The 19,603-nt window shown below is 37.9% G+C and carries 16 protein-coding genes; 10 read left to right on the plus strand and 6 right to left on the minus strand.

The features are described 5' to 3' along the window. The first annotated feature begins 15 nt into the window (after positions 1 to 15). Positions 16 to 1,095 carry a 3-phosphoserine/phosphohydroxythreonine transaminase gene (serC, locus tag ACFOY7_RS05930; RefSeq protein WP_390250353.1) on the plus strand — a complete coding sequence of 360 codons (1,080 nt, stop codon included), beginning with the start codon at positions 16 to 18 and terminating at the stop codon, positions 1,093 to 1,095. Between the two features lie 48 nt (positions 1,096 to 1,143). Here the strand turns inward: serC and ACFOY7_RS05935 are convergent, their stop codons facing one another. Beyond that, entirely contained in the window at positions 1,144 to 2,007 is an 864-nt protein-coding gene (locus tag ACFOY7_RS05935; RefSeq protein WP_390250355.1) for a DMT family transporter, read from the minus strand. Between the two features lie 338 nt (positions 2,008 to 2,345). Here ACFOY7_RS05935 and queF point away from each other — a divergent pair, with 338 nt between their 5' ends. Next, positions 2,346 to 2,753, plus strand: a complete 408-nt coding sequence (gene queF, locus ACFOY7_RS05940) for a preQ(1) synthase (protein WP_390250357.1) — start codon at positions 2,346 to 2,348, stop codon at positions 2,751 to 2,753. A 43-nt stretch (positions 2,754 to 2,796) separates the two neighbouring features. On the opposite strand, the gene ACFOY7_RS05945 is transcribed toward queF, so the two are convergent. The 3 genes from ACFOY7_RS05945 to ACFOY7_RS05955 are packed head-to-tail and all read right to left on the minus strand — an operon-like array spanning position 2,797 to position 5,355. After that, positions 2,797 to 3,270, minus strand: coding sequence for a DinB family protein (locus ACFOY7_RS05945; RefSeq protein WP_390250359.1), 474 nt, complete (start codon positions 3,268 to 3,270; stop codon positions 2,797 to 2,799). A 55-nt stretch (positions 3,271 to 3,325) separates the two neighbouring features. Further along, the gene (locus tag ACFOY7_RS05950; protein WP_390252049.1) at positions 3,326 to 4,318 is read right to left on the minus strand and encodes a FecCD family ABC transporter permease; all 993 of its coding nucleotides are present in this window, start codon (positions 4,316 to 4,318) and stop codon (positions 3,326 to 3,328) included. A 2-nt stretch (positions 4,319 to 4,320) separates the two neighbouring features. Next, positions 4,321 to 5,355 carry a FecCD family ABC transporter permease gene (locus ACFOY7_RS05955; protein ID WP_390250361.1) on the minus strand — a complete coding sequence of 345 codons (1,035 nt, stop codon included), beginning with the start codon at positions 5,353 to 5,355 and terminating at the stop codon, positions 4,321 to 4,323. A 173-nt stretch (positions 5,356 to 5,528) separates the two neighbouring features. Here ACFOY7_RS05955 and ACFOY7_RS05960 point away from each other — a divergent pair, with 173 nt between their 5' ends. Beyond that, the gene (locus tag ACFOY7_RS05960) at positions 5,529 to 6,506 is read left to right on the plus strand and encodes an iron-hydroxamate ABC transporter substrate-binding protein (RefSeq protein WP_390250363.1); all 978 of its coding nucleotides are present in this window, start codon (positions 5,529 to 5,531) and stop codon (positions 6,504 to 6,506) included. Positions 6,507 to 6,842: 336 nt separating this feature from the next. Then, positions 6,843 to 7,802, plus strand: a complete 960-nt coding sequence (locus ACFOY7_RS05965; protein WP_390250365.1) for an alpha/beta hydrolase — start codon at positions 6,843 to 6,845, stop codon at positions 7,800 to 7,802. Between the two features lie 61 nt (positions 7,803 to 7,863). On the opposite strand, the gene ACFOY7_RS05970 is transcribed toward ACFOY7_RS05965, so the two are convergent. Next, entirely contained in the window at positions 7,864 to 9,216 is a 1,353-nt protein-coding gene (locus ACFOY7_RS05970) for a hypothetical protein (RefSeq protein WP_390250367.1), read from the minus strand. A 180-nt stretch (positions 9,217 to 9,396) separates the two neighbouring features. Here ACFOY7_RS05970 and ACFOY7_RS05975 point away from each other — a divergent pair, with 180 nt between their 5' ends. The 3 genes from ACFOY7_RS05975 to ACFOY7_RS05985 are packed head-to-tail and all read left to right on the plus strand — an operon-like array spanning position 9,397 to position 13,006. Further along, complete coding sequence (locus ACFOY7_RS05975; RefSeq protein ID WP_390250369.1) at positions 9,397 to 10,152, plus strand: DeoR/GlpR family DNA-binding transcription regulator; 756 nt, start codon at positions 9,397 to 9,399, stop codon at positions 10,150 to 10,152. Next, positions 10,149 to 11,066: a 1-phosphofructokinase gene (pfkB, locus tag ACFOY7_RS05980; RefSeq protein ID WP_390250371.1), complete on the plus strand. Its 918-nt coding sequence runs from the start codon at positions 10,149 to 10,151 to the stop codon at positions 11,064 to 11,066. The genes ACFOY7_RS05975 and pfkB overlap by 4 nt, the downstream gene beginning before the upstream one ends. 53 nt (positions 11,067 to 11,119) lie before the next feature. Continuing rightward, on the plus strand, positions 11,120 to 13,006 hold the full coding sequence (locus tag ACFOY7_RS05985; protein WP_390250373.1) for a PTS fructose transporter subunit IIABC: 1,887 nt from the start codon (positions 11,120 to 11,122) through the stop codon (positions 13,004 to 13,006). Positions 13,007 to 13,068: 62 nt separating this feature from the next. On the opposite strand, the gene ACFOY7_RS05990 is transcribed toward ACFOY7_RS05985, so the two are convergent. Then, the gene (locus ACFOY7_RS05990; RefSeq protein WP_390250375.1) at positions 13,069 to 13,491 is read right to left on the minus strand and encodes a hypothetical protein; all 423 of its coding nucleotides are present in this window, start codon (positions 13,489 to 13,491) and stop codon (positions 13,069 to 13,071) included. Positions 13,492 to 13,685: 194 nt separating this feature from the next. On the opposite strand from ACFOY7_RS05990, the gene ACFOY7_RS05995 reads away from it, so the two are divergent. The 3 genes from ACFOY7_RS05995 (at position 13,686) to ACFOY7_RS06005 (ending at position 19,421) form a co-directional block, all read left to right on the plus strand. Further along, positions 13,686 to 14,261: a Maf family protein gene (locus ACFOY7_RS05995; RefSeq protein WP_390250377.1), complete on the plus strand. Its 576-nt coding sequence runs from the start codon at positions 13,686 to 13,688 to the stop codon at positions 14,259 to 14,261. Positions 14,262 to 14,366: 105 nt separating this feature from the next. Beyond that, positions 14,367 to 16,556, plus strand: a complete 2,190-nt coding sequence (locus ACFOY7_RS06000; RefSeq protein ID WP_390250379.1) for a choice-of-anchor I family protein — start codon at positions 14,367 to 14,369, stop codon at positions 16,554 to 16,556. Between the two features lie 375 nt (positions 16,557 to 16,931). After that, entirely contained in the window at positions 16,932 to 19,421 is a 2,490-nt protein-coding gene (locus tag ACFOY7_RS06005) for an S-layer homology domain-containing protein (RefSeq protein WP_390250381.1), read from the plus strand. Positions 19,422 to 19,603: the final 182 nt, after the last annotated feature.

A 19,603-nucleotide genomic window follows, 5' to 3' on the forward strand; every position in this document is an offset into this window, starting at 1 on the left:
AGGAGTTGGTTGTAGATGAAGAGAGTGTACAATTTTTCAGCTGGTCCATCTATGTTGCCTTTGGCAGTTTTAGAAAAAGCACAAAAAGAATTACCTGATTACAAAAATTCTGGTATGTCTGTAATGGAGCTAAGCCACCGGTCAGGTTTATTTACAGATATTATTACAGAAGCGGAAAGTTTACTTCGGGAGTTAATGAATATTCCTGACAATTACAAAGTTTTGTTTGTACAAGGCGGGGCATCACAACAATTTGCCATGGTACCACTTAACTTAATGAAGAATGGAAAAGCAGCTTATGTAAATACAGGGTCTTGGTCTAAAAAAGCGATAAAAGAAGCCAAGAAATATGGCCAGGTAAATGTGATTGCATCATCAGAAGACGACAATTTCACTTTTATTCCTAAAGTGAATGCAAGTATGATCGATCCAGAAGCAGATTATGTGCACATTACAACAAATAACACTATTGAAGGAACAGCTTTCCGAGAGATACCTGATACAGGAAATATTCCTCTGGTAGCGGACATGTCTTCGAATATTCTTTCAGAAGAAATTGATGTATCCAAATTTGGTATCATCTATGCTGGTGCACAAAAAAATATAGGACCAGCCGGCTTAACGGTTGTCATCATCCGTGAAGATTTAATCGGTAATGCTTCAGACATTTGTCCAACAATGCTGGATTACCAAACACATAGTGACAGCGGCTCATTGTATAACACTCCGCCTACTTATGGTATTTATATGGCTAAACTGGTGTTTGAATGGATCAAAGAATTGGGCGGAATTGAAGCAATTCAAAAACGTAATAAAGAAAAAGCTGATTTATTATATGACTATATCGCTCAATCTGATTTCTATGCATCACCTGTAGCAGAGGACAGCCGTTCTATTATGAACATCCCTTTTGTTATTCCAGGTCGTGATTTAGATACACAGTTTGTCAAAGAAGCGAAAGAGGCAGGTTTAGAAACATTAAAGGGGCACCGTTCAGTAGGTGGAATGCGCGCAAGTATTTACAACGCAATGCCTGTTGAAGGGGTAGAAGCACTAGTTTCATTTATGAAGAAATTTGAAGAAGAGAATAAGTAAAAGATCAATCAGGAAGTTGCAGAAGTATACTTCCTGATTTTGTTTTAGTTATGATACACTTTTTGGTCTGTTTACAAGGTATATGCCAACTAATATAATCGATCCGCCGATAAATGTGGAGATATATAATTTTTCATCCAACAGCAGCCATCCAAATAGGACACCAAATAGTGGTGCTAGAAATAAAAAAGAACTTACCTTTCCGGGATTCTCTTTCTGTAATAGAAAGAACCAGATGGCAAATTGTACAATCGATGCCATAATGGCTAACCACAATACAATTAAGATGGAGCTTGCTGTAATAGTGATTTTTACTTCTTCAAAGAAGGCACTTGATAATAATAACAAAAGGCCGCCAGTTAACATTTGATAGGCGGTTACTACCCATACATCAAGTGCGGCGCCCCATCTGTTCATTAATAATGTTGCGATCGCCCAGGAAACTGCACTTAAAAAACCTAGGATTGTCCCAATTTGCTGAACATCCAAATTAGCACCTAACGTGATAAATACACCTGCAAACCCAATGGCAACACCTAACCATTGCGTCCAGTGATATCTCTTTCCTAAAAATAATGTGCCGAAAATAACGACAAGCAATGGATTGGTGAATGTTAAGATAGATGTTTCACCAGCCGTTATTGTTCTCATGCTGATAAAAATTAACCCCATCACTCCGGTAGTTTGAAATAAACCAATCAACATAATTCGAGCCCATTCTCGTATATTGCTTGGGTGATTTCGCTTAAACAGCTGAACCATAATTCCCATCAAAAGACCAGCCAGTGTGAATCGAATTCCTACAAGCATGAGTGGAGATATATAGTTTAAGCCGATTTTCCCGATTGCAAAGGAAGATCCCATTAGACTTGTTGTGATGACAATTAATATAATAAATAATGCTTTATTCAATCTTCAAGCAGCCAGCCTTTATAATCTTTGCTTCCATGGTTGTCGCTTCAAAATTTCTAGTATTTCTGCCCATTTGAGATCTCCTCTTCTTTTTTATGATATTTACTATACTATCCAGACGGTGTGCTTTTCAATCGTTTTTTAAAATGAATTCTCTCTAGCAGCGGTGAATTACGATCAATAGAGATACTTACTAGAATTGCACATTTGCATTTTCATTAAGTTTTGTTATACTATCTTAGGCATAAAATTACTAAAGATTGTATATGCACAAGCATTTTAGATAATAGTGAAGCAGTTCGAAACCATCCTGCTCATCAAAACTAGGGGGAATAGCAATGTCAGAAAATTATTATTTACCAAGGTCTGGCCCAATGCCGCGGCCTGAAAGTGTGGAAGAAGGAAGAAATGTATTAAAACAAGAAGCCTTTGATGCACCGAATGTACAAAACATTACCTTTCGTGCCTTGGAATTTACAGCAGTTTGTCCAAAAACAGGTCAGCCTGATTTTGGGAAAGTGGAAATTTCTTATACTCCTCGACACAAGTGTATTGAATCTAAATCATTAAAGTTCTATTTATGGTCCTATCGTGATCATGGAGCTTTTTGTGAATCATTAGCCGCACAAATCGCTGATGATATCATGTGGGCGATTGAAGCGGCAGCTGTTAAAGTCACTGTTTATCAAACATCTAGAGGCGGAATTGAATTAACGACTGAAGCAATCAGAGAATATCAGGCATAAATAAGAACGAGCACTTAGCCAGTTGGCTTTAGTGCTCGTTTTGTTATTGTTGGCTTTCTTCTTTTGTTGGTCCCATAATTCCAGGAACAGGCAGTCCTGCTTGACGTAATAGCACAGTCATTTGACCGCGGTGGTGTGTTTGGTGATCGATTATTGTTCGTAACACGGCACCTCTCGGTATCTTGGCACCAAAACTATCGACTTCCTCCAATAATTGCTCATCAGACAGCTTTTCTGCTTGTACATGAATATCTTTTGCAACCTTTTTATATGCTTGAACAATGGTTGAAGCAGTGTTAGGCATATGATTAGGATCCTCTCCTTTTACATCCAAACCAACCAATCCAGCAAAAAAGCCTGGAGCTGTAGCTAAATGCCAGCCTAACCAGCCAAGTGTACTGTGATCTTCCACAATTGCCTGGTCTAACTTATCATCCGTAAGTGATTCTAATACGTTGATTGTTCCTTGAACACTATTATCCCAGTCAGAAATAAAATCCGATACTTTGCGGTACATATTTCATCATCTCCTAAAATTTTATTTTCTCTCCTCTAAAAATAACAAATAATTATTAAGATTTCATCAATAAATATATAAAATAACTGCCGCCTATTAATGAAACAACTAAGCCTACAGGAATTTCGGAAGGTGCAAGAATAGTTCGTCCAATTGTATCTGCTGCGAGTAATAGAAGAGCACCTAATAATGCTGCAGTAACTAAAGAATGACGGTGGCGGACACCAACTAATTTCCGGGCTAAATGTGGTGTGACAAGACCCAGAAAGGCGATTGCTCCGCCCACAGATACACTGGCACCGGCAAGGGCAACTGCCACTAACAGCAATATAATTCTTTCCTTTTCAACAGCAGTTCCTATCCCTTGTGCTGTTTCATCGCCAAGGTTCAGTGTATCAAGTGTACTCGCTTTGTAAATAGCAAACGGGACCAGAATCAGTATCCATGGAAATAATGCTAATGTATAACTCCAGTCCGTTCCAGAGATATTCCCAGAAAGCCAGATCGTTGCTTGGGTGAAATTATCTGGATCCATTCGTAATTGAAAAACAATGATTAGAGCAGAAAATGCTGCATTAATCCCAATTCCTACTAATATCAATCGAATTGGGGTTACTCCATTTTTCCAGGAAATACTATAGATCAGAACTGCAGCAAGAACTGCCCCAATCAGTGCAGTTAAAGGTAAAATAAAAACAGTTGATACGGGATTATTCTGGGTCAAATATAGAAAGAATACAACCGCAAAGCCTGCCCCGCTATTAATGCCTAATATACCTGGGTCTGCTAGTTCGTTATGTGTCACACTTTGTAAAATAGCTCCAGATATCGCCATTCCTGCACCGATCAATATGGCAATAACCATTCGAGGTAAACGAAAATCAAATAAGATTAACTGATTTTGCCCAGTGCCATTACCAATCAATGTTTGAAACACATCAATGGGGGCAATTCGCATTGTCCCCATATTCAAGCTGATAAGAAGTGTAGCGATAATGGCTAGTGATAAGCCTAGTGTAACAAACCGCACTTTTTTCGTATGGGACATCATTATAATCCTCTCCCTTCTTTTCTAGCTAAATAGAGAAAGAATGGAACGCCTACTAATGCTGTGACTGTCCCGACAGGTGTCTCAAATGGTGGGTTGATCATTCGCGATATTGTATCTGCCAGAACTAATAATAGTGCACCGAGAATGGCTGCAGCCGGTATAATCCAACGATAGCTCATACCAACAAGAAAGCGTGTGATATGTGGGATAACAAGTCCGATAAACCCTATTGTTCCAGCAACCGAAACTGCTGAACCTGTTAGTAGCAGTACAACAATTATGGAGATAACTTTCACTACTATTGTTTGTTGACCAAGGCCTTTGGCAACATCATCACCTAAGTTTAAAACAGTAATTGATTTTCCAAGAAAGAGGGAAATTATAAACCCTGTAATTGTTACAGGTGCAAGTAACTGAACATGTATCCATTGTACACTGGCCATCCCGCCTGCATACCAGAAACTTAAGTCTTTCGCTATATTAAAATGTATCGCAATACCAGAAGATAATGCGCTTAACATAGAGGTTACGGCAGTACCTGCTAATGCCAGTTTAACAGGGGTTAGACCGCTCTTGGAAATAGAGCCGACACCAAATACAATACCTGCTCCCAATCCAGCCCCCGCAAAAGCCCATACCATCATCATCACTGATGATGGCTGAGGATTGATTGCCATTGCAACGGCCATGGTGAAACCTGCACCAGCTGTTACTCCCATGATAGAAGGAGAGGCTAAAGCATTCCTAGTCATTCCTTGCATAATGGCACCTGAAACTGCAAGTGCAGCTCCAATCAATGCTGCAGCCAACCCGCGTGGAATACGGAGATTTCGAATAATTTGGTGTGAGGATTGCGTTGGGTCGAATTGTGACAGACTATGCCATATTGTTAGTATGTCAATATCTGCTGCCCCATACAATATAGATGATACAATCGATAAAATCAGCACAATAGCTCCAATAACTAGTATCATACTAGCAACTAAGGGCCTGGATCTATATGAATTTTTTTGTCGAGTAGTATGTAAAGACATTTTCTATACTCCTTTGAGTGATGAGAACTATTATCACATAAGTATAGAATATTTACAGAAAAATTGATAGCATGACAAGTTATGAAGTTAAAAGTGCTTGTAATTGATAATGAAAATTGTTATCATTTTTCTTGAGATTATTCTCTTAAAGAATATAAGGAGGATTTTAGGTAATGAAACCATTTATGAATAAATCAATCATCTTCTCTGCGCTATTATTATTAATTCTGGCAGCATGTGGGGATAATCAGGATACTGAATCTAATGATGCACCTGAAGGAGAAGTCAATTCAGAAAATGAAGTCGATACAGAAACAAGAACATTAACAGATGCGTTGGGAAATGAAGTGACAATTCCAGCAGAACCTATGCGGGTGATTGCATCCTATTTAGAAGACTACCTTGTAGCATTAGGTATTAAACCTGTTGCTCAATGGTCTGTAAGAGATGGTGCAGACATACAGGATTATTTGCAAGATTCTTTAGAAGGTGTACCTACAATTCCGAGTGAATTACCATATGAAGCGGTAATGGAATTTGAGCCGGATTTAATTATTATGGATTCAGCGACAATGGTAGAAGATAATAAATACGAACAATATAAGAAAATTGCACCAACATACGTTATGGGTACAGAAGAGAACACGGACTGGCGTACAGAATTAAAAACAATTGGTGAAATTTTTGCAATGGAAGATCAAGCGGAACAAGTATTAGCAGATTATGAAGTGAAAGCAGAAGATGCGAAAGAGCAAATTCAGTCAGCGATTGGTGATGAGTCTGTTGCGGCACTTTGGTTATTTGCAGATACTTTCTATATTGTAAGTGAAAACTTGTCTAGTGGAGATCTGCTATATAATGATTTAGGCTTAACAGCACCAAGTGTTGTTGAAGAAATCTCTACTGCTTCATCTTCTAACTGGTCCGAGATTTCACTTGAGAAACTGGCAGAACTGGAAGCTGAACATATTTTCCTTGTTAATAGTCAAGGTGACGGTGCAACAATGTTAGAAGATCCTATTTGGCAAAACATACCTGCTGTACAAAATGGCAATGTGTATGAATATGATCAAAGCTCCAGCTGGTTATACACTGGACCTATAGCGAATAGCCAAATGATTGATGATGCATTAGAAAGTTTAGTTGAATAAATTGGGGAAACTAGTGAAGAGAGAACGCCTTTTTCTTCACTAGTTTTTCTTTTTGGTTAAAAGATTTCCATAGGTACATTCTCTCGTACATTCACTTTGTATTGAATCCGATTACTTAGATCGACTAAACTCTTAGAAAGGCAGTATAGGAATCAGAGAGCGATATCATTAGATAAAACAGAAGATAGTATAATATCCATTCTTCATTTAAATTGTAAGCTGTCCTGCCATTTACATAACAATTTACAATTTTTATGTTAATAATAGTAATGCTAGGAATAGGTTTTATGATACTATTTTTTGTAAAAGAAGAGATTTAGGAGGACTTAGTTAGAAATGAAATTAATCAGATTATTGATTGTGATAGTTGGAGGAATAGCGGGAGCTTACTTTTGGGTAGGTAATTATTTTTATAACTTCGCATTAAATGCCCGTAAGGAAAAGGCATTTGTTCATGATAATCCCCATTTGGCAAGAAGTGAGGCAGTATTGGAAGATGTGGCCAAAGCAGAAAAGGAATCGGATAACAGGTTTAGAGAGCATGTACCAACATCAAGTCTCTCCATTACTTCCGATGATAAGCTGAAATTAAAGTTACACGCTAATCTGTATCTCCAGAATGAGCAGAATCAGAAATGGGCGATAGTGGTTCATGGTTACGGGTCGAAAGCAGCAGATATGGTGAGATGGGCTCGCGGTTTTTATGAAAAAGGATTTAATGTGCTTGTTCCGGATCTCCGTGGCCATGGAGAAAGTGAAGGGGATTATATTGGGATGGGCTGGCATGATCGCATGGATCTTATGTTATGGATTGATGAAATAATAAAAAAGAATCCTAATGCTAATATAGCCTTATACGGGATTTCTATGGGAGGAGCTGCTGTAATGATGGTCTCCGGAGAAAACTTGCCTGCAAATGTAAAGGTAATTGTAGAAGATTGCGGGTATTCCTCTGTTGATGAGATTTTTGAATATCAGTTAGCAGACTTGTTCAAGCTTCCTAAGTTTCCTGTTATAAATGCTGCCAACACAATCACCAAGCTAAAAGCAGGATTTGATTTAAATAAAGCTTCAGCGGAAGAAAAAGTAAAACAAAGTAAAGTACCAATCCTTTTTATTCACGGTGAAGGGGATAGATTTGTCCCGTTCGAAATGATAGATAAGGTGTACAATGCGGCGAACGTGGAAAAAGAGAAATTAATTATCCCGAAGGCAGGGCATGGAGAAAGTGTTCAAGTTAATCCGGATTTATATTGGACAACAATTTGGAACTTTGTTGATAAATATATGGATTAGATATGTGTTAGATACAATGTGAAACCTATATTAAGCAGAGGAATTTTATTCCCCTGCTTTTTCAAATCATCCAGTAGGCAACTAATATACCAACAGTTCCAAACACAATAGAATAAATTAAATTATAATAGGTGATCAAATATGGGCTTTGTTTTAAATTCATGGAAATAATGGTTACGACAAGTCCATATGTTCCTATAGGCACTGTAGAGACACCTGCAGTAACTAAAATAATTGCCAAACTAAGCGGACTTAATATATCCACTAACATAGAGCTTATCCCGCCAAGGATCCCCATTGTGGCTACTGGATGGACACCAAACATACTCATAACCATAAACAATAATTGAATCATGATTAATAGTAAAACAGGATAATCTGCAACGAAAAGAATCGGATCTTGTAACATTAATAATGCAGGTGATTCATTCAAGTTCCCTGTAAAAAACGCAAGGGTAACAAATAAAACAATAAAATTATGCATATTATTTACACTTGATCTCCACCGGTTCCACCCAATCACCCAAAAGCTTTTCCATCTTTTAATTAAAAATGCCCATAATGCTGCAAATGGAAATACTGAAATAGTGACAATAAAAATGAATTCCATGTCCAAAAGATTACCTAACAGAATCACGATTGCCAGGAAGGAGATGAGAGCAGTGATTAATTGAATGATTTTTGATCGATTACGGTTGTTTTCACTTTTTAGTTCAACTTTATGCTCCGCTGGATATTCCACTTTGCCAAAATAATATTTTCCCCAAATGCTGTCAACTAAGTACATAAAAATAGTGATAACAACCATCCATGGCAATAATTCACCATAATTAACTCCCGTAATAAAGATAGACATTGCTAAAAGTACTTCTAAGGGACTCCATAGTAATGCTAATGAATAGCCGCGCAATGTTGTCATCATAATGAACCTGTTAGCAACCTTCCTTTGTACAGGCTTCAAATTATCGACAAGGACTTGTTGTGCTATTGTTGCTGATGACACATTTAAGAATGCAGTAAGCGACATCATTGCTGTTGTGCTTCTTTGATAAAGGGATCCGAGATCTTTCACATTTCCACGTAATAAGTTCTGCATTAATATATCGAACCTTCCAGCAGTTACCACACTGTTCATCCATGGCAAAACAGCAAGAAGTGTCAATAAGGATAAGTTGTTAGCAAGCATTGGAATAACTTCAGCAATACGTAAATCCGCTGTAAAGAAAAATATAAATCCAACTACCGAAAAACCGAAGCCAAGAACTTTAAATAAATTGGATGCATACCGAAAGCTCAAAACAAGCATAAGCAAAGCCAATAATCCTAATACATATTGTAAGCGGTCACTTGGAGATAATATGTTAATGATGTGCAGTAAAAAAACGAATGTAAAGAAAATGTAAACCTGTTTCAACAATAACCCTTCTTTCCATGCAGTTATTACTATGATAGCAGATCAAGTAAAAATAATATATGAAAGGAATTGGTTGAAAATGACCGGGTATTGATTAATATTGACTATAAATGATTGACTTTGATCGTAAATGACTGTATAATCATTGAAAGCGATTAAAAGAAGTCGAGGTATATGGTGATGTTAACAATTGAACGGCAGGAAGTAATATTAACATTATTAAAAGAAAAAGAAATTGTCACAGTACATCAGATTTGTGATGTAACAGGTGCCTCTGAATCGACCATTCGCAGAGATTTGACCGAATTGGAAAACAAGCAACTGATCAAAAGAGTACATGGAGGTGCTTCCCTTTTAAAGAAGAAAAGAGAAGAGCCGACATTACTTGAGAAAACGACACAACATCAACATGAAAAAGAGTTGATTGCCAAAAGAGCTGCTTTATACGTCGAAGACGGGGACTCGATTTATTTAGATGCAGGAACTTCTACATTGCAAATGATTCCGCATTTAGCCGGAAAGTCAATAGTTGTTGTAACAAATGGTATACCACATGTTCAATTATTAATTGAATACGGTATTGAGACATATGTGATTGCAGGTAAAGCAAAAAAAGGTACAGCAGCTTTAATTGGTACAAAAGCAGTTGAAGCTATTAGAGAATACCGTTTCGATAAGTGTTTTTTAGGGATTAATGGGATACATGCCTCCCAGGGCTTCACTACGCCTGATCCTGAGGAGGCTGAGGTGAAGCAAACAGCGTTAAGGCAATCACAAAGCTGCTATGTATTAGCAGATCCTGCGAAATTTGGTGAAGTCTCTTTTGCTAATGTAGCAAATATAGAACAAGCAACGATTATTACAACAGAGGGAGTTTCAGCTGATCAACAAGAAAAAATCGCCAAACTTACTACATTGGAGGTGATCTCACTATGATTTATACTGTTACATTAAACCCGGCAGTAGATTATGTCATACAGTTAGATAATTTTGAACAAGGTACAATCAATCGAAGTAAATTCGACTATAAAGAAGCTGGTGGTAAAGGAATCAATGTTTCACGCGTACTTAACCGTCTTGGAGCAACATCCACAGCATTAGGCTTTATTGGCGGCTTTACTGGTAAATTTATTACAGACTACTTATCTGAAGTCAATATTGCACATGATTTTGTATCACTAGAAGAAGATACTAGAATCAATGTGAAATTAAAATCAGGTGATGAAGAATCTGAGGTCAATGGAACGTCACCAGAAATTTCAGAGAAAGCGTACAACCATCTTTTGGAGAAGTTACAAGGTTTATCGCATGGTGATGTCGTTGTGTTAGCAGGAAGCTTACCAACTTCACTTCCGCAAGACACATACAAATCCTTAGTGACGATGCTAAACAAAAGAGGCGTCTCCACAATATTAGATACAAGTGGTAAAGCTTTGGGGGAAGCAATCCAAGCTGGTCCAACATTCATCAAACCAAACAATTTTGAATTGGCAGAGCTTTTTTCTGAAGAGGTAAAATCGGATGATGACATTATTAGACTTGCGAAGCGATTACATGAAGAAAATAATATTGACCATGTGCTTGTTTCGTTAGCAAAAGAAGGAGCAATCTACGTCGGCGCAACTGGTGTGTATAAGTTGAATGCACCGAAAGGAAAGGCTATTCACTCAGTGGGGGCCGGAGATTCTTCTGTTGCTGGTTTTATCTATAAATTGCAAGAAACGAGCAATGCGGAAGATGCAGCAAAGTTTGCAGTAGCTTCAGGAAGTGCGACAGCTTTTTCAAAAACGCTATGTACAAAGGAAGAAGCAGAAAGTTTATTAAATGATATACACGTAAAAAAATTATAAAAAGCTCTGAGTAGGTCTCAGAGCTAAACATCTTAAAGAAAGGATGAGGGGCTATGAATATAACAGAATTATTAAAGCAAGATATTATGATTTTAGAGCTGGATGCAGCTTCTAAAGATGATGTTATAAAAGAAATGGCAAACAAATTAGATGAAGCAGGACGGTTGCACGATAAGGAAGCGTTTGCGGAGGCGATTTGGAACAGAGAGAATCAGAGCAGTACAGGGATTGGAGAGGGAGTTGCTATTCCGCACGCCAAAACAAAAGCTGTAAAGACTCCTTCCATTGCATTTGGACGTTCGAAACAGGGTGTTGATTATGAATCATTAGATGCACAGCCTGCCCACTTATTTTTTATGATTGCAGCAAGTGAAGGGGCAAATAATGATCATTTACAAACATTATCAAGATTATCTACATTGTTAATTGATGAAGATTTTCGTCAGCAGCTAATGGACGCAGGTTCTGAAACTGAAATACTAACGATTATAGATGAAAAAGAGAAGGAAAAGCTTGGCAAAGAAGAGGCAGAGGCAAGTGCACAAACAAGTGCGCAAACATCTGGTCCGGAAGTGTTAGCTGTTACCGGCTGTCCTACAGGGATTGCCCATACTTATATGGCAGCAGATTCACTGAAAGATACAGCAAAAGAGCTGGGAGTTTCTATTAAAGTAGAAACAAATGGCTCTGATGGTGTAAAGAACCGTTTAACAGATGAAGAAATTGAAAGTGCAAAAGCAATTATTATTACAGCAGATACAAAAGTAGAAATGGAACGATTTGCTGGTAAAAAAGTAATTAGAAGAGGTGTAACAGACGGTATCCGTAAACCGAAAGAATTAATTGAAACAGCAATGAAAGGTGATGCACCTGTTTATGAAGGAGACGGCAGTGGCGCAAGCGTCAGTTCTGGCGGAAGCCGTTCCGGTTTTTATAAGCACTTAATGAACGGTGTTTCCAACATGCTGCCATTCGTTGTTGGTGGTGGGGTATTAATTGCTATCTCATTCTTTTTTGGCATTCATTCTGCAGAACCAGATCATGCAACATATAATGAGTTTGCCGCAGCATTAAAAGCCATCGGCGGTGACTATGCATTCGGTTTAATGGTTGCTGTTCTTGCAGGTTTCATCGGGATGAGTATTGCAGATCGTCCAGGTTTTGCTCCAGCGATGATCGGCGGTTTTATGGCATCAATAGGTGGTGCAGGTTTTCTTGGCGGGTTAATTGCCGGATTCTTAGGCGGTTATGTTGTTGTACTTGTGAGAAAGTTATTATCAGGCTTGCCGAAAGCTTTTGATGGTATTAAGACGATTTTATTTTACCCTGTAATTAGTGTGTTTGTAACAGGTTTGTTAATGTATTACGTAATTATTGAGCCAATTGCAGCAGTTATGAATGGTTTGGAAAATTGGCTAGGCGGTTTCACTGGAGCAAATGCCTTATTGTTAGGACTTATCTTAGGTGGTATGATGGCGATCGATATGGGTGGTCCAATTAATAAAACAGCATTTACGTTTGGTATTGCAATGATTGAAGCCGGCAACTTTGGTCCACATGCTGCGGTAATGGCAGGTGGAATGGTTCCGCCATTAGCTTTGGCGTTAGCAACAACCATATTCCGTAATAAATTTACGAGAGAAGAACGGGATGCAGGGAAAACAAACTATGCACTTGGAGCTTTCTTTATTACAGAAGGTGCGATTCCATTCGCTGCATCTGACCCAGGCAGAGTCATTCCATCACTAACTGTAGGATCTGCTGTTGCTGGTGGATTAGCCTTATTATTTAATATAGGATTACCGGCACCACATGGCGGAATATTCGTCATTCCAACAGTTGAAGGAAGCTGGTTTATGTATATTATTGCAATTTTAATTGGTGCAATAGTTTCTGCGTTAATGATCGGTTTCTGGAAGAAACCTTTAGAGAAAAAATAATTGAAGAATGAAAAAAGCTACCTTTCTTAGTGCAAGGTAGCTTTTTTATCTTCCATAAAGTCCTATGGGGCAAAAGGAAAATACATAAATGCAACGAAAAACAATCCAAAATAACCTAGTAAAATAATGATGATACTTAACAAAATGTCCAAAACAATCAAGCTCCATTTCACTGGAGACCTTTTAGATATTGCCATTTTAATCATCCGATAATTAAGCAATACTAGGAGGTAGATCATTAAAATAATATAAAAGGATACAACCCAATTTCCGACGGCTGCCGAATTATCCTCCGTTCGTTCAACAAAAAAACCTGTTTGCCACTTGATTATTTGTCCAACAATAAGAAAGATAATAAGAAGAGAGGCTCCAACTCCGCCTAGCCATATTTTCTCATGCTTCGATGTGCCAATAAAAAGGCAACCTGTGATGAGAAGAAATGTAACGAAAAGTATAAGGTCGATTGCAGTCACTTCCTTCCTCATTTGCTCCTGTTGAATTTCATTTGATGAAAACAGTAGCCTGCCTCCCAGGGTAAAGGTTATGATTTAGTTATAACAGGAAATGATAAGAAGTAAAAGAGAACAGCGGGGATTTTCATTGTGATATCCTAAAAAAAATAGTTCCAATCACAATAAGATCAGTCCATATTTACTATTATGAAGGGGGAAGGCAACCAATGGAAAACCAATTAATTCTAGCATCGTCCTCACCGAGGAGACAAGAACTTCTTAGGCAGGTAAGAATTCCATTTACACTTAGAGTTCCCAATCTAGATGAATCACAAATTATTACAAATGATCCATATGAAAAAGTGGAACAATTAGCCATGTTAAAAGGGAGGCATGTTTCAATAGAAAAGGAGAATGAAGTTATTTTGTCCGCTGATACAGTAGTTGCATTTCAAAATAAGATCTTTGAGAAACCGAAAAGTAAACAGGAAGCAAAAGAAGTGATTACAGCCTTAAGTGGAGAGGTGCACCATGTTTATACCGGTGTGATGATACGAAGCGAAAAAGCAGAAGAGATTTTTGTTGAAAAAACAGAAGTGGAATTTTGGCCGCTGTTAAATGAAGAAATCGATTCCTATGTATCTAGTGAAGAACCTTATGATAAAGCTGGTGCATACGGTATTCAAAGTATTGGGGCGATGTTTGTAAAGCGGATTACAGGTGATTATTATAATGTGGTAGGATTGCCTGTATCTCGGGTAATGAGAGAACTCTATTCATTTTCTGTAAAACCGAAACTTTAAAAGATTCATTCTAAGTTAACAATAACTTAACATAAAATTATCAGAAAATTTAATATCCATCGGTATAATTGACCAAGTAATATAAATGAAGGAGGCAATTATATCATGAATTTTAAAAAGAAGTTCATCACAGGACTAGCAGCTGCTTCTGTAATTTTCACAGCCGCTGTTCCGTTTAGTGTATGGGCAGAAAAGCCGCCATTATTTCAATACAATGGGGAAGAAGAGTTAAGAGTTTCCCAAATTGGGCAGTATATCAGCGGTCTGGGTGAAGGTGGAACGGAAATTATGGCCTATGACGCGTCTAGCAGGACTGCTTTTGTAACAAATGGAGCAGTAAAAGGCTTTGATATTCTGCAATTTGATAATTTGAAGTCTGGTGAATTTGTAAGCGTGCCATCATCGAAGCGGGTCCTGCTTTCATCCTTTGGAATTGAAGGAATTGATGATATAACAAGCATTGCTGTCAATCCAACAATGAATGTTGTAGCAATTACAGCAGTAAGTGATCCGAAAACAGATCCTGGGTATGTTATATTTACAGATAAAAGCGGGGAGTACATAACTCACGTTCAAGTTGGTGCATTACCGGATATGGTGACATTTACACCAGATGGGAACAAAGCAATTTTGGCCAATGAGGGTGAGCCAAGTGATGACTACTCTGTTGACCCAGAGGGATCCATTTCCATCATTCATTCTGGTTTAAGTGTCAACACATTGAATTTTTCTGAGTCACACCTAGATGACCAAGTACGTGTAGATTCAAAAGGAACAATTTTACAACAACTTGAGCCTGAGTATATTACGGTTTCAGATGACAGCACTACTGCATATGTTAGTCTGCAGGAAAATAATGCGATTGCGACAGTAGACTTAGTAAAGGAAGAGATTATTGATGTGAAGGGTCTTGGTGTCAAAGACCATTCTGTTCCGGGAAATGAACTTGACGCAATAGACAATGGAGAAGCTGTTATTGAAAAACAGCCATTACTTGGTTTTTATATGCCGGATGCCATTGATACGATTGAATATAAAGGTAAAACATATATTTTAACACCGAATGAGGGAGATGCACGTGACTATGAAGCATACTCTGAAGAAGGCAGTGTGGAGGATATCGCCGATCAGATCAATTTAAATGCAGATTACTATGAAGGATACACCCAAGATGAATTGGACGCTGCTGTAGAGAATGGTTTATTAGAGAATTTAAAAGGTACTGACATTACTTTAGAGCAAGGTAAAAATGAAGAAGGTATCTATGAAGCATTGTATTCTTATGGTGGACGCAGTTTCTCTATTTTTGATGCAGAAACGATGGAACTTGTGTACGATAGTGGAAGTGATTTCGAAGAAATTATATTAGAAGCGATGCCTGAACATTTTAATACAAATAATGATGAATTAAAATATGATGGCCGCAGTGACAGTAAGGGCCCTGAACCGGAAACAATAATCACTGGTCAAATTGATGGTACAACGTATGCCTTTGTTGCACTTGAACGTTTCAGTGGTATTATGATATATGATTTATCGAACCCAATGTCACCTGAGTTTGTTTCCCTTATTTCAAGTCGAGATTTCAGTGAAGATGTAAAGGGTGATGTTTCTCCAGAAGGACTTCAGTTTATTACGGCTGAGGATAGCCCAACAGGTAATGCATTATTAGCAGCAACACATGAAATTTCAGGAACAGTTGCTGTTTATGAATTTAATGGTGAGGAAGAAACGATCGCTGTGAGAACATTTAATGACATTCAAGGTCATTGGGCAGAAGCAGCAATTGAATCATTAGCAACAAAAGGGATTGTATTCGGTTATTCAGCATCTAAATTTGGACCGGAAAAAAGCATTACCCGTGCAGAAGTGGCCGGATTAATAGACCGTGCCCTTAATTTAGATAGTGATTCAAACGCAAATAACACTTCAAACTTTAAAGATGTAGAAGATACATGGTATAAAGATAGCGTGGAAAATGTAGTGAAAGCTAATCTGTTAGTAGGTTACAATGATAATACATTCCGTCCGAATGAGGAAATGTCACGCCAGGAAATTATCGCAGTGATTACTCGTGCTTATGAATATGTAAAAGGTACAGAAATTGAAGTTGATCAAGAATCAATTCTTGCTAATTTTATTGATGCTGGTAATATTTCTGAATGGGCAAAGCAAGAAGTTGCGGGGGCAATAGAAGCTGGACTTGTTTATGGTGTGAAAGAAGATGAAATTCAGCCAGGTAAAGATGTGACGCGAGCAGAAGCAGCTGCAATGATAGAGCGATTGTTGAAATAAAGTATCTTCAGGGAAATCGAGAGCGCCTTATTCTATAAGGTGCTCATTTTTTTTGTAGTTCGGGGAATGGAAAACTATCCATCTAATAGAATTTTACTATAAAAGCGGGGATACTTTCTTAATACAGGTAATAAAATGAAAGTTTGCTAAACACTTTTTTTCCTTCCATATAACTGCTATAATGTAAATAAGATTAAGAAAGAGTTCCTAATGGTTGAGAACAATGCTGTTCTGCTAGCCTTTATATTAAGCATTACATAAGGGGAACTTATTTTATATCTTTCTTAATCGTACAAAGCAGGTAATGCTAGATTACTAGTATTTCTAGTCGGTATGTACACAATTTCACAAAAAACATCAAGGGGGTACCAAGATATGGGCCAAACATCAATGAAAAGTAAAAAGTTTTTCACTTCAACAATGGCAACAGCTGTAGTAGTATCTGCCGTTGCACCTACTACTGGTTTTGCAGCATCAAATTTTACCGATGTGCAAGCAGATAATTTCTATTATGACTATGTAACTGCATTGGCAGAAGCAGGAATTATTCATGGAAAACCAGATGGGTCATTTGACTTGAGTGGAAATGTAACACGTGCAGAAGCAGCAAAAATGATTGCTAGTATTATTGGTTTAGATACGGAGAATGCAACATCTGCTAACTTTGCAGATGTGAAAGAAGGTGCTTGGTATACAGGTTATATCAATGCTCTTTACTCAGCAAACCTTATCGATGGGGTAAGTGAAACTGAATTTGCGCCAAGTGCTACACTAACTCGTGCGCAATTTGCGAAACTTGTTGTAGATGCTTATGGAATAGAATTAGATGAAAATGCAGAAGTTCCATTCACCGATCTTAAGGAAGGTGCATGGTATGAGAAATATGTAAAAACACTTTATGCTAACGAACTAATCGCTGGTACAACTTTAACAACATTCTCACCAGATAAACCAGTGAAACGTGCGGACTTTGCTAAACTATTAACAGACACAGACTGGAAAATTGGTACAACTTTAGAGAAACCAAACGAGAATATCATTGTGGAAAGTGTAAATGTGATTGATGCTAACACTGTAGAACTAACAGGTGCTGGTCTTAAGAATCTTGTTGCTGAAGATATCACAATTGATGGCAATGTGGTTGAAAGTGTTGAATATAATGAAACGACCGGAAAAGTATTGGTGAAGTTTGAAACTTCTTTCGCATCTGGTGAAGAACAAAAAATTACTTTTGTAGATGTGGAAGGCACAGAAACAGAATTTAATTTCACTTATAACTTTGAACTTACTTCTTTAGAGGCGACTACAAGCCGTGTAGACAATGACACTGATGGACAATTCCTGGAATTTACTGTAAATGGAGGAGAGTCAGTAAGCTTAGATTACCTAGTGAATGCTGGCTATAAAGTAGAATTCCAAGCAACTAATGATGCTGTATTTTTAGATGCAGCTACAGGTGAGCTTAATAAAGCTCAGCTTGGTGCAGATTTCGCTTATAAAGTTGTAGTTTCAAATGGTGAGGAAACTGTTGAGTCAGAACTAACTCAAGTTGAAGTTTTAGATTTTGACACATACCTTACAGAAGTCAACGAAGTATCAGTAACTCAAGGTGATGTCACTGTTGAGAGTGGTAAAGTAACCATTCAAGACGGTACTGTTGATGTTGTGGCTGAAAAAGCTACTACGTTAAGCGGTGCAACTGAAAACAATCCAAGCGTTACTTATAAATCTTCTAACCCTGCTGTTGCTACAGTCAACGCGACTACTGGTGCTGTTACACCTATCAAGGCAGGCTCTGTAACTATTACAGCTTCTGCTGATGATGCTTCTGTAGAAGTTCCATTAACAGTTGTTTCTGGTGCTCGTCAAGCAACTACGGCTACAGCTACAACTTCTTCAGTGAAATTGCTTGCAGCTAAAACACAAGATGTTGAATTTGAAGTGGTTGACCAATATGGTGATGAATTTGAAGGAGAGCTTGATGTAGTAACACGTGATGCGGCTATCGCTGATGGTACTGCTTCATCATTGACATTCATTGATGGAAAAGCGACTGCTACTCTTAAAGCTATTGCTAACGGGAGCACTGCTATTGATTTGAATAGTGGTACAACTACGTTGAAGAGTGTAACAATGTCTGTTTCTGATGACTCTGTTGTTGCTTCTAGAAAAATTGAAACAGTTTCTCCATCATCTGATTTAACACTTGATGTAGTTAAGGGTTCTGATGATGATGCTGTTACTCTAGTCTGGAATAATTACAATGCAGATGGATACCTGATTGGTGCTGAAACTGCTCTTGATACAACTTACTCTGTAGAATCATCCGATACTTCAGTTGCGACTGTTGACCTTGCCACTGACGATAATGGGGCGTTAACTGGCGGTATTATTGTACAAGCCCAAAAAGAAGGTACTGCAAAAGTGGTTATCAAGGAAGGTACAGTAACTAGAGCTACTGCAACTATCACTGTTACTGACTCAACTCCTGTAATTACAAGTGTAGATTTCGAGGAAGTTGAAGATATTACATCTACTAGTGCTGTAAATGAAGCAGTATTAAAAGCTAGCGGAATTACTCTTTCTTCTTCTGAATTTACACCTGAATTAGATGCTTCGGGAGCTATCTTTGTGGATGTTGATGGTGTTGCTGGTTATAGTTCTGATGATATTACTTTAGGACAATTAACTGCTGAGTACTCTGGTATTGCATCAGATATTACTTCACTAGGTGTTAAAGCTGGTTCTGTTGTAGCTTCTGCTTTATCAGCTGGAGCTGAAGGTACAATCGTTGCGGTTGTAACACGTGAAGGTGAAAATGAGGCATTTGCTACATCTACTATTAATGTAAAGGTACCGAACTAATAAACAATCTCATAAAGACTGTGTGGAGTTACTCTCTACACAGTCTTTTTTTTTTAGATCCATTTTTAAAAAGACTAAATAAAAAGTGGATGAAACTGAGAAGAAACTCCTTCCTATTTTGATCACAAAGGAATCCGCAGAAACACTAAATTACCAAGACCATTAATTTGCTGTAATAACCA

Source organism: Gracilibacillus xinjiangensis (genome assembly GCF_042651765.1).
Classification (GTDB): Bacteria; Bacillota; Bacilli; order Bacillales; family Amphibacillaceae; genus Gracilibacillus; species Gracilibacillus xinjiangensis.